The 14,773-nt window shown below is 73.6% G+C and carries 10 protein-coding genes; 7 read left to right on the top strand and 3 right to left on the bottom strand.

Annotation, left to right across the window (positions count from 1 at the left end; all coding sequences use genetic code 11):
• The first annotated feature begins 171 nt into the window (after positions 1 to 171).
• From ACQB60_RS04010 to ACQB60_RS04000, 3 genes are all read left to right on the top strand, one after another.
• A complete protein-coding gene (locus ACQB60_RS04010; protein WP_496924379.1) occupies positions 172 to 567 on the top strand; it encodes a TOBE domain-containing protein in 396 nt (131 codons plus the stop codon).
• 120 nt (positions 568 to 687) lie between these two features.
• A complete protein-coding gene (gene modA / locus ACQB60_RS04005) occupies positions 688 to 1,488 on the top strand; it encodes a molybdate ABC transporter substrate-binding protein (RefSeq protein WP_496924378.1) in 801 nt (266 codons plus the stop codon).
• Between the two features lie 101 nt (positions 1,489 to 1,589).
• The gene (locus ACQB60_RS04000) at positions 1,590 to 3,548 is read left to right on the top strand and encodes an ABC transporter permease (protein ID WP_496924377.1); all 1,959 of its coding nucleotides are present in this window, start codon (positions 1,590 to 1,592) and stop codon (positions 3,546 to 3,548) included.
• Between the two features lie 61 nt (positions 3,549 to 3,609).
• Here ACQB60_RS04000 and ACQB60_RS03995 read toward each other — a convergent pair whose 3' ends face one another.
• Positions 3,610 to 5,193 carry a sensor histidine kinase gene (locus ACQB60_RS03995; protein ID WP_496924376.1) on the bottom strand — a complete coding sequence of 528 codons (1,584 nt, stop codon included), beginning with the start codon at positions 5,191 to 5,193 and terminating at the stop codon, positions 3,610 to 3,612.
• An 83-nt stretch (positions 5,194 to 5,276) separates the two neighbouring features.
• Complete coding sequence (locus ACQB60_RS03990; RefSeq protein ID WP_384831099.1) at positions 5,277 to 6,317, bottom strand: rod shape-determining protein; 1,041 nt, start codon at positions 6,315 to 6,317, stop codon at positions 5,277 to 5,279.
• 214 nt (positions 6,318 to 6,531) lie between these two features.
• Here ACQB60_RS03990 and ACQB60_RS03985 point away from each other — a divergent pair, with 214 nt between their 5' ends.
• The 4 genes from ACQB60_RS03985 (at position 6,532) to ACQB60_RS03970 (ending at position 13,105) form a co-directional block, all read left to right on the top strand.
• The gene (locus tag ACQB60_RS03985) at positions 6,532 to 7,842 is read left to right on the top strand and encodes an MFS transporter (RefSeq protein WP_496924772.1); all 1,311 of its coding nucleotides are present in this window, start codon (positions 6,532 to 6,534) and stop codon (positions 7,840 to 7,842) included.
• Between the two features lie 93 nt (positions 7,843 to 7,935).
• Positions 7,936 to 11,667: a S8 family serine peptidase gene (locus ACQB60_RS03980; protein WP_496924375.1), complete on the top strand. Its 3,732-nt coding sequence runs from the start codon at positions 7,936 to 7,938 to the stop codon at positions 11,665 to 11,667.
• A gap of 83 nt (positions 11,668 to 11,750) precedes the next feature.
• Positions 11,751 to 12,740 (top strand): DUF1648 domain-containing protein, encoded by a 990-nt coding sequence (locus ACQB60_RS03975; RefSeq protein WP_496924374.1) that lies wholly within the window; start codon positions 11,751 to 11,753, stop codon positions 12,738 to 12,740.
• The gene (locus tag ACQB60_RS03970) at positions 12,740 to 13,105 is read left to right on the top strand and encodes a GntR family transcriptional regulator (RefSeq protein ID WP_496924373.1); all 366 of its coding nucleotides are present in this window, start codon (positions 12,740 to 12,742) and stop codon (positions 13,103 to 13,105) included. Before ACQB60_RS03975 ends, ACQB60_RS03970 begins: the two co-directional genes overlap by 1 nt.
• Before the next feature lie 71 nt (positions 13,106 to 13,176).
• Here the strand turns inward: ACQB60_RS03970 and ACQB60_RS03965 are convergent, their stop codons facing one another.
• Positions 13,177 to 14,661, bottom strand: a complete 1,485-nt coding sequence (locus ACQB60_RS03965) for an acyl-CoA synthetase (RefSeq protein WP_496924372.1) — start codon at positions 14,659 to 14,661, stop codon at positions 13,177 to 13,179.
• Positions 14,662 to 14,773 lie beyond the last annotated feature (112 nt).

Below are 14,773 nucleotides of genomic sequence, written 5' to 3'. Positions count from 1 at the left end.
AGGGTGCGCAATCTTCCGGGTGCGCCCGGCTAAACGTGCGCTTGCCCACTTTGCGGATCCGCCCTGATTCATGACCGCGGGCTTGTGCATTTCTACAGGCGCATCGCAGGTGCCATGGAAGATCCCACTACAGGTTGTAAATGCAAGGTTGAGAGCCGTACCTTGTCGCACATGCAGTCCTACACAATCGGCCAGGCGGCGCGCCTGCTCGGCGTCAGCCCGGACACCGCACGGCGGTGGGCGGACGCGGGCCGGGTCGCCACGCACCGTGACGAGGGCGGTCGCCGCCTCATCGACGGACGCGCCCTCGCCGCCTTCTCCGTCGAGCTCGCCCAGAGCGGGAACACGGAGGAGGACGCCTCCTACACCTCGGCGCGCAATGCCTTCCCCGGCATCGTCACCGCCGTGAAGCTCGGCGACGTCGCCGCGCAGGTCGAGATCCAGGCAGGCCCCCACCGGCTGGTGTCGCTGCTGACCCGCGAAGCGGTCGAGGAGCTCGGCCTCGAGGTCGGCATGGAGGCCACCGCCCGTGTGAAGTCGACCAGCGTGCACATCGACCGCACCTGAGCCGTCCCGCGCAGCGCGCCCCCACACCGCTGTTCCCCTGAGCCGTCAACACCGCTCGTTGCGGCCCCAGTTCAGCGGCGGCCGTCCCCGTCGCCCCGCCCGGCAAGGAGTCCTACCCTCATGTCCCGTTCCCTCTCCCCGGTCCTCACCAGGCGCCGTGCCGCCGCCGCGCTGGTCACCGTCGCGCTGCTCACGCCGCTCGCCGCCTGCGGCAACGACGACGACGGCAAGAAGGACGGCGCCGCCGGCTCGAAGGACGTCAACCTGACCGTCCTCGCCGCCTCCTCGCTCACCGACGTGCTCCCGAAGCTCCAGGCGGCGTACACGAAGGAGCACCCCGGCACCAGGTTCACGCCCTCCTTCGCCGGTTCGCAGGAGCTGGCCGCGCACGTCAAGCAGGGCTCCGGCGGCGACGTCCTGGTGACCGCCGACACCAAGACCATGGACGGCCTGAAGGCCGACACCGGCACCCCGGCCGTCATCGCCAAGAACCGCCTCGTCATCGCCACCCGCCAGGGCAACCCCGACAAGGTCAAGGAACTCAAGGACCTGGCGAACGAGAAGCTGAAGGTCGTCCTCGCCGACGACACCGTGCCCGTCGGCCGGTACAGCAAGCAGATCCTCGACGCCCAGAAGGTGACGGTGAAGCCGGTCTCCAAGGAGCCCAACGTCCGCGCCGTCCTCAGCAAGGTCGAGCTCGGCGAGGCCGACGCCGGTCTCGTCTACAAGACGGACGCCGCGTCGGCGACCGGCAAGACCGACGCCGTCGACATCCCGGACGCGCAGAACGCCGTCGCCTCCTACCCGGCGGCCACCATCAAGGAGTCCGGGCACGGCAAGGAGGCCGCGGACTTCGTGAAGTGGCTCAGCACGCCGAAGGCGCAGAAGATCCTCCAGGACGCGGGCTTCCAAAAGCCATAACCCTCGCGCGGGGGTGCCCGGTCGGGGGGCCGGGCACCCCCGACACCCGGGGCCCGACCCACGCGGCGGGCCCCGGCTGAAACCCTTCCCAGGAACCCGCCATGAGCAGCCTTCTCCGGAAACACGCACCCGGGCGCACCCGCCCGCCCCTCGCCCTCGCCGTGCCCGCCCTGCTCGCGGTCGCGTTCCTGTCGCTGCCGCTGCTCGGCATCCTCGCCCGCACCGAGTGGGGCGACCTCGGCACCCACCTCACCAGCCCCGGCGTCACCGAGGCGCTGAAGCTCTCCCTGTACGTGTCCTTCTGGGCGCTCGGGTTCTCGATCGTGCTCGGGGTGCCGCTGGCCTGGGTCCTGGCCCGGGTGGAGTTTCCCGGCAAGGCGCTCGTGCGGTCGCTCGTGCTGCTGCCCATGGTGCTGCCGCCGACCGTCGGCGGTGTCGCGCTGCTGCTCGGGTTCGGGCGGCGCGGGCTCATCGGGCCCTGGCTGGAGAACACCTTCGGGATCGTGCTGCCCTTCCACACCTCGGGCGCGATCGTCGCCGCCACCTTCGTGGCGATGCCCTTTCTCGTCATCAGCCTGGAGGGGGCCCTCGCGGGGCTGAAGCCCGGGTACGAGGAGACCGCCGCGTCGCTCGGGGCCTCTCCCGTACGGGTCTTCCTCACCGTCACCGTGCCGATGGTCGCCCCCGGGCTCGCCGCCGGGGCTGCGCTCACCTGGGCGCGGGCGCTCGGGGAGTTCGGCGCCACCATCACCTTCGCGGGGAACCTGCCGGGCTCCACGCAGACACTGCCGCTCCAGGTGTATCTGCTGCTCCAGGACTCGCCGGAGGCCGCGACCTCCGTATCGCTGCTGCTGCTCGCCATCGCGATGGCCGTCCTCGTCGCGCTGCGCGGGCGGTGGACGGGCGGGGCGGCCGACGGGGGGCGGCGGGCGAAGCGGCGGGTGGTGGCCGAGGAGTCCGTGCCGGGGCTCGACGCGCCCGTCGCACCTCCTGCGGACGTCAAGTCGTCCGCACCGCAGGAGCGTTGGGCCCTGCACGCCGACGTCACCGGATTCAACCGGCTCACCCTCGACGCCGAGCCCGGCACCACCATCGCCGTCGTCGGCGAGAACGGCGCGGGCAAGACCACGCTGCTGCGCGCCCTGCTCGGCCTCACCCCGCGCGCCCGCGCCGAGCTCCGGCTCGGCGACAGCGACGTCACCGCCCTGGCGCCGCACCGGCGCGGCGTCGCCTGGGTGCCCCAAGAGGGCGCGCTCTTCCCGCACTTGAGCGCCCTGACCAACACGGCGTACGGGCTGCGCGCGCAGGGCGTGGCGCGGCCGGCGGCCCGGCGCGCGGCGCGGGAGTGGCTGGACCGGCTCGGCGTCGGCCACCTCGCGCACCGCAAGCCCGCGCAGCTGTCGGGCGGTCAAGCCCAACGGGTCGCCCTGGCGCGGGCGTTGGCGGCGCGGCCCCGGCTGCTGCTGCTCGACGAGCCGCTCGCCGCCCTCGACCAGACGACCCGCGCCCATGTCCGGCACACCCTGCGCCGCCACCTCGACTCCTTCGGCGGCGTCTGTCTGATCGTCACGCACGATCCGGTGGAGGCCGTGTCGCTGGCCGACCGCGTCCTCGTGCTCGACGAGGGGCGCACCCTCCAGGACGCGCCGCCCGCCGAGGTGGCCCGGCATCCGCGCTCGCCGTGGGTGGCCCGGATGCTGGGGCGCAACGCCTGGCCGGGGACGGCGTGTTCGGACGGGACGCTGGCCCTCGCCGGAGCGGGGCAGCTGGTGGTCGCCGACCCGCTGGACGAGGGCACCCGGGCGCTCGCGATCATCGCGCCCGAGGCGGTGTCGCTGCACCGGGACAAGCCCGAGGGCAGTCCGCGCAACGTCTGGCCGGGGACGGTGCGCGAGATCACGGCGGCGGGCAGCAGGCTGCGGGTCCTGATCACCTCGGACCGGGCGCCCGACCTGGTCGCCGAGATCACCCCGCAGGCGTCGGTCGACCTGGGGCTCATGGACGGGACCGAGGTGTGGACGAGCGTGAAGGCGACCGAGGTGTCGCTGGTGGCGCTGTGACGCCGTAGAGGTGACAGATTTCAGGAAGTGTCAGCTGTTCGGCTTCAGTTGTCACCCGGACTCACTGCAGCGGGGCCTGCCACGTCTCCGTCGTGCCCGTGGCCCCGTCGTCCGTCCTGCCGTCGTCGTGCACCGTGAGCCGCACCGCCTCGCGCCCGTCCGGCAGCGCGGCCGTCGCGTCGACCGTCACGTCCACGCGGGTCACGTCCGTGCGGCGGGAGACGGCGGCGAGGGCGCGGCGCAGGGCGGACAGGAGGTGGCTGCCCGGGGGGTCGGTGACGCGGGCGTCGACGGCGCCGGTGAAGTGCACGGACGGCTGGAGCCCGAGGACCGCGGCGGCGCCCGCCGTCTCGCGAAGTACCTTGCCGCGGAAGGTTGTCGGGGCGTCGGCCGGGGGCTGCTGGAGCGCGAAGATGGCCGTGCGGACCTCCTGGATGGTGGCCTCCAGCTCGTCCACGGCCCGGTCGAGGGTGTCCTGCACCACCGGCAGCTGGGCCCGGCGGCGGGTGGACTCCAGCATCATGCCGGTCGCGAAGAGGCGCTGGACGACGAGGTCGTGCAGGTCGCGGGCGATCCGGTCGCGGTCCTCGAAGACCGCGAGGCGCTGCCGGCTCGTCTGGGCGTCCGCGAGGACGAGGGCGATCGCCGCCTGCGAGGCGAACTGCGTGGCGAGCAGCCGCTCGGCCGGGGTGTAGGGGCGGGCGCCGCGGTGCCGGGGCAGGGCCAGGGTGCCGATGAGCTGTCCGCCCGCCTGCAGCGGCAGCATCATGCTGGGGCCGAAGCGGCTGCGCACCGGGGTGGTCATGCGCGGGTCGGTCGCCGAGTCCTCGATGAACACCGGTTCCCCGCCGAGGAGTTGCTCCAGGACGGCGGTGCCCGGCTGGATGGTGGTGCCGATCAGGTCGTTCTGGAAGCGGAGCGAGGGGTGCGGGCCCCGCGGGTCGTTCGTGGACGCCGCGACGATGCGCATGCCGCCCTGCTCCGTGGGCTGGAGGATCACCCCGGCGGTGGCCTCGGCGAGCAGCCGGGCCCGCTCCGCGACGGTCCACAGCGCGTCCGCCGCCGCCTCCCCGGTCAGCAGCGACGTGGTGACCGCGGCCGCACCCTCGATCCAGCGCTCGCGCTGCCGCGCCGCCTCGTACAGGCGGGCGTTGCCGATCGCGATGCCCGCCTGCCCGCCGAGGACCTCCAGGAGCTGGACGTCCTCCTCGGTGAAGGAGCCGGAGCGCTTGTCGGTCAGGTAGAGGTTGCCGAACACCTCGTCCTGGACGCGGATCGGAACGCCGACGAAGCCGCGCATCCCCGGGTGGCCCTGGGGCATCCCGCTGGAGCGCGGGTCGTCCGCCAGGTCGTCGAGGAGCAGCGGCCGGGCGTCCTTGATGAGCGCGCCGAGGACACCGGAGTGGCCGTCGGGAAGGCGGCCCATCCGCTCCCGCTGCCCCTCGTCCAGGCCGACCGTGAGCAGCTCGGCGATGCCGCTGCCGCCGGGCCCGAGGACGCCGAGCGCCCCGTACCGCGCGTCCGTCAGCTCGGCGGCGCGGGACACGATGTGCTGGAGCGTGGTGCGCAGTTCGAGGTCCGTGCCGATGTCGAGGACGGCTTCCAGGAGCTGGGGGAGCCGGGGTGCTGCGGGACCTTCGGTCATCGGGACGTCGTACTCCGTACTCCGGTTCGGGGCGGTCAGCCGCTCGGCCGGTGGGCTGCTCGGCCGGCGGGCTGCTCGGCCGGTCAGCCTGCGGACAGCGGGTCCAGGACCAGCGGCTGGATCTTGCCCTCCAGCATCGCACCAAGTCCGAGAACAGCGCATACATCAGGCCGTTCCGCGATATGTACCGGCATTCCGGTCGCATTGCGAAGCATCTGGTCAAGACCGGGCAGAAGGGCGCTTCCGCCGACCATCATGATGCCGCGGTCGGCGAGGTCGGCCACCAGATCCGGCGGGCAGTCCCGCAGGACCTTGCCGATGCCGTCGAGCACGGCGGTCAGCGGGGTGTGGATGGCGTCGCGCACGGCGGCCGTGTCGACCTGCACGGAGCGGGCGAGCCCGGTCGCCACGTCCCGGCCGTGGATCTCGGTGGAGGCCGGGCCCTGCGGGGTCAGGCCGTTGCCGCTGAGCGCCAGTTGCAGGGGGCGCACGGACTGGCTGGGCAGCACCAGTTCGTGCTGGTGGCGCAGGTGCTGGACGATCGCGTGGTCGATGGCCTCGCCGCCGACGGGGATGCGCTCCGCGGTCACGATCGCGCCCATCGAGAGCACCGCGACCTGCGTGGTCGCCGCCCCGCACACCATCAGCATGGTCGCCTCGGGCCGCTCCACGGGCAGCCCGCAGCCGACGGCCGCCGCGATCAGGGTGTCCACCAGCTCCACGCGCCGGGCCCCGAGCCCGACCATCGTCTCGACCGCCGCGCGCTGGGCGAGCGGGTCCGCGTCGTGCGGGGTGCAGGCGGCGGCGCGCAGCCGGGGCTTGCGGCGCAGGGTGCGGCGGAGCTTCTCGCCGAGCAGGTGGCGGAGCATGCGCTGGGCCATCTCGATGTCGACGACGGTGCCGCCCGAGACGGGCCGCACGACCCGGATGTAGGCGGGGGTGCGCCCCGTCATCTGCTCCGCGAACTCGCCGACCGCGATGAGCGCGCCGGTCCTGGTGTTCACGGCGGCGGCGCTCGGCTCGTCCACGACGAGGCCCGCGCCCTTCACGAACACGCGGGTGCGCGCGGCGCCCAGGTCGACGGCGAGATGGCAGCGGCGCAACTGCTCCAGACTGACGGTCATGGCAGATCCTCCCGAGAGCGCAGACCGTTGAGGACCGCCGGGCGGCGGTCCCCTGTCTCGCATCGTGCGGTGGCCGTGGGCGGCGCGCGCGCTGGGCTGAGCCGGCCGGGGTGCGGCCGCACGGGTGGTCTTGAGGGAGCGGACGGCGTCCCGGTTAGAGTCCCCTGTGCCAGAAACGACCTCGAAGAGCGGCGACGAAGCCGGTGTCCCCCCGATATCCCCTCCACCAGTGGACCCGGAGCGGCCCGCCAAGAAAAGGCGGATACTCGCCGATCTGACGCCTTTGCGCACCTCTGCCGACTACCGGCGCCTCTGGCTCGGCAACACCATCTCGTGGGTCGGCCAGGCGATGACGACGCTCGCCATCTCGCTCCAGGTCTACGACATCACCGGGTCCAGCTTCTCCGTGGGCCTCGTCGGCCTCTGCTCCCTCGTCCCGCTGCTCGCCCTCGGCCTGTACGGGGGCGCGGTCGCGGACCGGGTGGACCGGCGCCGGCTCGGGCTCGGCTCGGCGTCCGGGTCCTGCGCGCTGTCGGTGACGCTCGCGGTCGCCGCGTTCGCCGGGTTCCACCATGTCTGGTTCCTGTACGCGGTGGTGGCGCTGCAGGCGGTCTGCCTGTCGCTGAACTCCCCGGCCCGTACGTCGATGATCCCGCGCCTGCTGCCGCCGGAGCAGCTGCCCGCCGCGAACGCGCTCAACTCCGTGACGATGACGTCCGGTTCGATGCTGGGGCCGATGCTCGGGGGTGTCGTCGTCGGGGTGTGGGGCTACCAGGCCGCGTACACCGTGGACGTGGTGGCCTTCAGTGCCTCGCTGTACGCGATGTGGCGGTTGCCCGCGATGCGGCCGGAGGCGGCGGGGGCGGCCGCGGTGCCCGGGGCCCGGCCAGGGGGTGCGGCGGAGGCCCGTAAGAGGGCTTCCGTCGTCGACGGGCTGCGGTTTCTCGGGTCGCGGCCCCATCTGCGCATGACGTTCTTCACCGATCTGTGCGCGATGGTGTTCGCGCATCCGCGCTCGCTGTTCCCGGCCGTCGCCGTGGTGTGGTTCGCGGGGGACGCGCGTACGGCGGGGCTGCTGGCGGCCGCCCCGGCCGTGGGGGCGCTCGCGGGTGGGGTGCTCTCCGGGTGGCAGGGGCGGGTGCACCGGCACGGGCTTGCGATTCTGCTGGCCGTCGCGGGGTGGGGCGGGGCGATCGCCGCGTTCGGGCTGACGCGGCAGTTGTGGCTCGGGCTCCTCTTTCTCGCGCTGGCCGGGTACGCGGACACCTCTTCCATGGTGTTCCGCAACACGATGTTGCAGGCGGCCACTCCTGATGAGATGCGGGGGCGGCTTCAGGGGGTGTTCCTGGTGGTGGTCGCGGGCGGGCCGCGGCTCGGGGAGTTCCTCGCGGGGTCGGTGGGGGACTGGGCGGGGCCGGAGGTCGCGGTGGTGGGGGGCGGGGTGGTGTGTGTGGTGGCTGTGGGGGTGCTGGCTCTGGTGTGGCGGGGGTTTGCGAGGTATGACGCGAGGGTGCCGGAGGCGTAGGGCGGAGCCCCAGGGCGGCGGGAATGTGCTGTGGCGGGTTTCCGCCAGTGCGCGTCAACAGCCCTGTCACACGCGGCCCTTCAGACTCCTGGCATGAGCAGATCACCCGTGGGGCGCAGCGTACGACTGGTGGTGTCGGTGGGGCTCGCGTTCGCCCTGCTCCCGGCCGGGCACGGTGTCGCCCGTACCGGTGGCGGCGAGGCTCGCCCCGTACGGGCCGACGCCCGCACCGTCACCCTCGTGACCGGCGACCGCGTCACCGTGACCCCACTGGGCGGCGGCAAGCAGACCGTGACCGTGCGGCGGCCCGACGGGGCCGGTGGGGCGGTCAGGAGTCAGGTCGCGGGCGGGCACGTCACCGTCGTGCCGGACGAGGCGCGGCCCTATCTGCGGGCCGGGGTGCTCGACCGGAGGCTCTTCGACGTCACCGAGCTGATACGGCAGGGGCTCGGAGAGCCGGGCGCAGCGCTGCCGCTCGTCGTGACGTACACGAAACGCCTGCGCGATGCCGCGGTGCCCGCGGGGGCGAGGAAGGTGCGGGCGCTGCCGAGCATCGGCGCCCTCGCCGTCGAGACGAAGGCCGTCGAGACGAAAGGCGCCGAGACGAAGGGCGCCCGGGGCGAGGGGGGCTTCTGGCGATCTCTTGTGGGGGAGACGGGCAACTCCTCGTATGGGACGGGGAGTTCGCGGTTCCACGGTGGGGTGCGGAAGGTCTGGCTCGACGGGCGCGTGCGGGCCGACATGGAGCAGAGCAACGCGCAGATCGGCAGCCCGAAGGCGTGGCAGGCCGGGCTCACCGGCAAGGGCGTGAAGGTCGCCGTGCTCGACACCGGCGTCGACGTCTCGCACCCCGACCTCAAGGACCGGGTGGGCGAGACGAAGAGCTTCATTCCGGGGCAGGACGTCGCCGACCGGCACGGTCACGGCACCCATGTCACCTCCACGGTCGGCGGCAGCGGCGCCGCGTCGGACGGGAAGGAGAAGGGCGTCGCGCCCGGTGCGACGCTCGCCGTCGGCAAGGTGCTCGACGACTCCGGCAACGGGTCCGAGTCGGAGATCATCGCCGGGATGGAGTGGGCCGCCAAGGACGTGCGCGCCAAGGTCGTGTCGATGAGCCTCGGTTCGCGGGAGCCGAGCGACGGCGCCGATCCGATGGCCGCCGCCGTGAACAGCCTGTCCAAGGAGACCGGCGCGCTCTTCGTCGTCGCGGCGGGCAACAGCGGCGCCCCCTCCTCCATCGGCTCGCCCGGCGCCGCCGACGCCGCCCTGACCGTGGCCGCGGTCGACTCGGGCGACCGCGCGGCCGACTTCAGCAGCCAGGGCCCCCGCATCGGCGACCAGGCGCTCAAGCCCGACCTGTCCGCGCCCGGTGTCGACATCCTCGCCGCCCGTTCCCAACTGACCGGCGGCGAGGGCTACTACACCTCCATGAGCGGTACGTCGATGGCCACTCCGCACATCGCGGGAGCCGCCGCGCTGCTCGCCGAGCGGCACCCCGACTGGTCGGGCGCCCGGCTCAAGGACGCGCTCCTGTCCAGCTCCACGCAACTCGACGCGTCCGCTTATGTGGTGGGTGCGGGGCGGGTCAGCGCAGGGGATGCCGTCGATGCCCAGGTCACCGCCACGGGCAGCCTCGATCTCGGCTTCTACAGGTGGCCGTACGACAGCAATCGCCCTGTTCGGCGGAGTCTTGCCTACACCAACTCCGCAGACAGCGACGTGGAGTTGAGCCTTGCCGTGGAAGGAGGGGGCGAAGGGGGGGGCGCACTCGCCGACCGCACCCTCACCGTGCCCGCCCACGGCACCGCGACGACCACCGTGACCGGTGACGGGGCCAAGGCCGCCGTCGGGAACAACAGTGGTCGCATCGTCGCCACCTCCGGCGGCAAGGAAGTCGCGCACACCGCCTTCGGGCTGGTCAAGGAGGACGAGCGGTACACGCTCACGGTCCACGTCAAGGACCGCGCGGGCGCCGCCACCGCCGCCGACCTCGTGGTGCAGCAACTCGCCGACGGCACCGAGCCGTTCCCGGTCTCCGCCGGTGACTCCGGCACGGTCGAGCTGCGCCTGAAGCCGGGCACGTACGCGCTGAGCTCCTTCCTGGACGTGCGCGGCGCGGGCGGCAAGGACTCGCTGGGCCTCGGCTTCCTCGCGGCGCCCGAGATCACGTTGGACCGGGATCGCGACGTCACTTTGGACGGAAGGAAGCTGAGGAGGGTCGTCGCCGATGTGGGGCGGCGCACCGAGACGCGGCAACTGGTCATGGAGTACGACCGTGCGGCGAACGGTGCGGACCTCCAGGGTGCGGTGCAAGTGCCCCTCACCTACGACAGCGTCTTCGCGGCACCCACCCGGAAGGTGACCCGGGGCAGCTTCGCGTACCGCACGGTGTGGCGGCTCGGACAGCCCCAACTCGCCGTGCGGGGGCTGGAGGAGGCGGTGCCGCAGCCCGGCGGCACGCTGACGGCGGGCCGCACGAAGCTCGCCCTCGTGGACGCGGGCGGCGGCGCCCCCGCCGACTACGCGGGCAAGGACGTGCGGGGGAAGGCGGTGGTGGTGCGCCGGACCCGGGGCGGCGCCACCCCGGCGGAGCTCGCGCGGGCCGCGCAGGAAGCGGGCGCGAAGGCGCTCTACGTGACGGACGATGTGCCGGGGCGTCTCATGGCGTGGTTCGGCACGGACGACAACGCGGACCGGCCGCTGCAGATCGCGACGGTGGACGCGGCGGACGGGGCGCGGCTGATCGCCGCCGCGCGGGCCGGGCGGACGGTGGAGTCGACGGGGACGCCGTACACGCCGTACGTGTACGACCTCGCCAAGTCGTACACGGGGGCGGTGCCGGAGCGGGACCTCGCGTACCGGCCGGGCAAGCGTGAACTGGCCGTCCTTGACGCCGAGTTCCACGCGGCGAAGCCGGTGGCGGGCGGCGAGTTCCGGTACGCGATCAGCGACGCCTTCCCGGTCGGGCTCGGATTCCTGGAGAAGATCGCGTACCCGGTGCGGCGGACGGAGTACGTGTCGACGGGCGGCGGCACGCGGTGGCACGAGTCCGCGCAGGCGGGCCCGACGTCCCTGGAGCAGCGCAGCGGCCTGGTGGCCTACCGGGGCGGGCGGCGCGGGGAGCTGGACTGGTTCCGGCCGGTGTGGCACCCGTGGCTCGGCACCGGGCTCGGCTGGGGCCAGACGCGCACCGGCAACGACCTGGAGTTCAACGTGCCCGGCTGGGGCGACTCGGGGCCCGACCACACCGGGTTCGGCGACGTGTGGGACGAGGGCTCCGGGATGACGCAGTTCAGCGAGGTGTACGCGGACGGGAAGCTGGTCGACCGGAGGAAGGGCTCGGGCGTGTACGCCTGGGACGCGGACCCGGCCGAGCGCACCTACAAGGTGGTGACCGACACGTCCCTCGCCCCGGCCGTCTGGGGGCGGGCGACGAAGGGGCACACCGAGTGGACCTTCAGGTCGAAGGAGACCCCGGCCGACCGGAGGACGTATCTGCCGCTGCTGAACCTCGGGTTCGACGTGCACACGGACCTCACGGGCGCGGTGCGGGGCGGCCGGACCGTCCCGGTGGGGATCTTCGCCGAGTACGTGAAGGGGGCCGTGGACACCGGAAGCATCGGGGGCGGACGGCTTGAGGTGTCGTACGACGACGGGAAGACGTGGAGCCCGGCCGAGCTGCGGAGGGAGGGCCAAAAGCCGTCCTGGAAGGGGGAGTTGAAGGTGCCCTCCGGTGCGTCGTCCGTGTCGCTGCGGGCCTCGGTCGCGGATGACCGGGGTGGGGCCGTGGTGCAGGAGATCGTCGGGGCGGTGGGGGTGAAGTAGGCGACGTGGGCGGAGTGGGCGGCCTTCGGGGGAGGTCGCCGGACCCCAACTTGTTCTACTACTATGCGAACAAGGGGGTTTCCATGAGCCACATCAGAGCGCAGCTCCGGAGCCGGGTCCGGAGCCGTCTCGTCGTCCTCGCGGCACTGCCGTTCCCGCTGGCCCTCGCGGTCGACCTGGCCTTCTTCCTGGCCTGGCGGGAGCGGCTGCCGGAGCGGATCGCCACGCACTTCGGCGGCGGGGGCGGCGCCGACGGCTACTCCTCACGCGGGTCCTTCGTCGTCGTGGCCGCCGCACTGCTGCTCGGGATGGCCGTCCTGTGGGGCGGCATCGCGGCCGCCGCGCAGCGGGATGCCCGCGGGGTGCGGGCGGTGCTCGTCATCGGATACGGCGTCGCCGGGCTCGTCGGCTGTCTGATGGTGGCCACGCTGCGCGCCAACCTGGACGTCGGCGCCGACGCCGGGACGGTTCGACTGCCGCTGTGGCAGCTCGCGTCGGCCGTCGGGGTGGGGGCGCTCGCGGCCGGGGCCGGCTTCCTGGCGGTGCGGAACCTCCCCGAGTCCGCGCCGCCGCCGGGCGCGGGCGGGCCCGTCGAGAGGCTCGGCCTCGCGGACCAGGAGGTGGCGAGCTGGTCCCGGCGCGCGTCCTCCCGCGTGCTCGGCGCCGTGAGCGCGGTCCTGGTCGTGTTCGGGGGCGTCATGGTGTACGTCGACGGGTGGAGCGGCGCCGTGCCGCTGCTGTGCGGGCTGCTCTGCCTCGTCTTCTGCGCCCCGCACGTCACCGTCGACCGGCACGGGCTGACCGTCCGGTTCACGCCGCTGCCCTGGCCGCGCGTGCGGGTACCGCTCGCCGAGGTCGGGCGGGCAGACAGCCGGGAGGTCAGGGCGCTGGCCGATTACGGGGGTTGGGGCTACCGCGTCCGCAGCGGACGGTCCGGCGTGATCCTGCGGTCGGGGGAGGCCGTCGTCGTACGGCGCTCCGGCGGGCGGGAGTTCGCCGTCACCGTCGACGACTCGGCGACCGCGGCCGCCCTGCTGAACGCCCTCGCCGGCCGAGAGCCCGTGAGGCGCTGATGCTGTTCCGGGTCGACCCCGCCGCGCCGCAGCCCCTCGGCGACCAGATCGCCGCATCGGTGCGCCGCGCCATCGCCGAGGGCGCGGTCGCCCCCGGCGAACGGCTGCCCGCCGCCCGGATGCTCGCGGACTCCCTCGGCGTCAACGTCCACACGGTCCTGCGTGGCTACCAGCGGCTGCGCGAGGAGGGGCTGATCGAGCTGCGCAGGGGGCGCGGCGCCGTCGTGGTGGACGGCCGCAGCTCCCGCGACCGGGCCCAACTCCTCGTACGGGTACGGGAGTTCGTCGACCAGGCGCGGGAGCTCGGGCTGTCCGAGGGGGAGGTGCTGAAGCTGGTGCGGGACGGGTTCGGGGCTCGGTCTTAGGGCGTAGCCGAAGGGCCCGCCCCGCCCGCCGCCCTCAGCCGAAGGGCCCCGCCCCGCCCCGGCCGCCACCCTCAGCCCTCCCGCAGCGCCCGCTTCATCACCTTGCCCATGTCGTTGCGGGGCAGCGCCGCGAGGTAGCGGACCACCCGCGGCCGCTTGTGCGGGGCGAGACGGTGTGCCACATGGTCCGCCAACTCCTCTGCGGCAGGCGGCTGTTGGGCGTCGGCCGGGACCACCCACGCCACCACCCGCTCGCCCAGGTCCGGGTCCGGCTCGCCCGTCACCGCCGCCTCCCGCACCCCGTCGTGCTCAAGCAGGGCGTTCTCGATCTCGCCCGCCCCGATCTTGTAACCGCCGCTCTTGATCAGGTCGGTGGCCTTCCGCCCCACGATCCGGACGTATCCGTCCGCGTCCCGCAGCGCCACGTCCCCCGTACGGAACCAGCCCCCCGGCGCGAACGCCGCCGCCGTCGCGTCCGGGCGCCCCAGGTACTCGGTGAAGAGGTTCGGGCCCCGCACCTGGATCTCGCCGACCGCCTCGGGGTCACCGGGCGGCAGCTCCTCGCCCGCCTCGTCCACGAGGCGCAGCTCGACGCCGGGCAGCGGCACGCCCACCGTGCCGGCGCGGGGCTCCCCGTCGGCGCGCACACTGGTGTTCATCAGCGTCTCCGTCATGCCGTAGCGCTCGATGACCCTGCGGCCCGTCGCCGCCGCGATCCGCTCGTGGTCGTGCACCGGGAGCGCCGCCGAGCCCGAGACGAGGAGGCGGGCGGAGGCCAGGGCCTTGCTCAACTCCTGGTCGTCCGGGAGCGCTTCGGCGATGCGGTGGTACATCGTCGGCACCCCGAACAGCATCGTGGCCCCCGCGCTCAGCTCCCTGGCCACCCCGTCCGTGCTGAACCTGCCGAGGTGGCGCACCGAGCCGCCGCGCCGCAGCGGGCCGAGGACGCCGAGGATCAGACCGTGGACGTGGAAGAGGGGGAGGCCGTGCACCAGGACGTCGTCGGCCGTCCACTGCCAGGCGTCCGCGAGCGCGTCCAGCGTCGTGGCGAGCGCGCGGCGGGGCAGGACGGCGCCCTTGGGCGGGCCCGTCGTGCCGGACGTGTAGACGATCAGGGCGGGGGACTCGGGGTCGAGGGGCGTCTCCGTGCGTACCGTGTCGTGGAGTCGGAACCCTGGGGGTGCCGCCTCGGCCCTGACCTCGACCTGTCGCAACTCCCGCAAGGCTTCCGGGAGTTGAGTCCCCGGCCCCGCCAGCACCGCTGTCGGCTCGCTGTCCCCCACGATGTGCGCCAGCTCCCCGCCCCCCGACTTCGGGTTGAGCGGCACCGCGGGCACCCCGGCGAGGAGCGCCGCCACCACCGCGACGGCCGTCTCCAGCGTCGGCGTCGCCCACACCGCGACGCGGCCCGCGCCCGCCAGCCGTCCCGCCAACGTGCCCGCCGAGTCCGCCAGTTGCGCGTACGAGAGGGAGCGCTCACCGAAGCGGAGTGCGGGGCGGTCGGTGGTGCGCCCGGGACACAGGGACGGGAACAGAGGGCCGGAGGGTGCGGTCACGTGGGTGCTCTCCTTCGTGTGCTCAGTCCGTGCACAGGGGCGTAATCAGAGCTTTACGCCCCTGAAGATGCGGTGTCACAGAGATCGTTGAGGCTGATGTGGCCGATTGGCC

Source organism: Streptomyces odontotermitis, assembly GCF_050510915.1.
In the GTDB taxonomy this organism is placed as follows: Bacteria; Actinomycetota; Actinomycetes; order Streptomycetales; family Streptomycetaceae; genus Streptomyces.
Note: the sequence above shows the minus strand (reverse complement) of the source record. Positions and strands in the feature narration are given on the sequence as shown.

Coding starts and splice junctions, on each gene's coding strand:
- ACQB60_RS04010 (WP_496924379.1), top strand. CDS start 172: ATGCAGTCCTACACAATCGGCCAGGCGGCGCGCCTGCTCGGCGTCAGC.
- modA (WP_496924378.1), top strand. CDS start 688: ATGTCCCGTTCCCTCTCCCCGGTCCTCACCAGGCGCCGTGCCGCCGCC.
- ACQB60_RS04000 (WP_496924377.1), top strand. CDS start 1,590: ATGAGCAGCCTTCTCCGGAAACACGCACCCGGGCGCACCCGCCCGCCC.
- ACQB60_RS03995 (WP_496924376.1), bottom strand. CDS start 5,193: ATGACCGAAGGTCCCGCAGCACCCCGGCTCCCCCAGCTCCTGGAAGCC.
- ACQB60_RS03990 (WP_384831099.1), bottom strand. CDS start 6,317: ATGACCGTCAGTCTGGAGCAGTTGCGCCGCTGCCATCTCGCCGTCGAC.
- ACQB60_RS03980 (WP_496924375.1), top strand. CDS start 7,936: ATGAGCAGATCACCCGTGGGGCGCAGCGTACGACTGGTGGTGTCGGTG.
- ACQB60_RS03975 (WP_496924374.1), top strand. CDS start 11,751: ATGAGCCACATCAGAGCGCAGCTCCGGAGCCGGGTCCGGAGCCGTCTC.
- ACQB60_RS03970 (WP_496924373.1), top strand. CDS start 12,740: ATGCTGTTCCGGGTCGACCCCGCCGCGCCGCAGCCCCTCGGCGACCAG.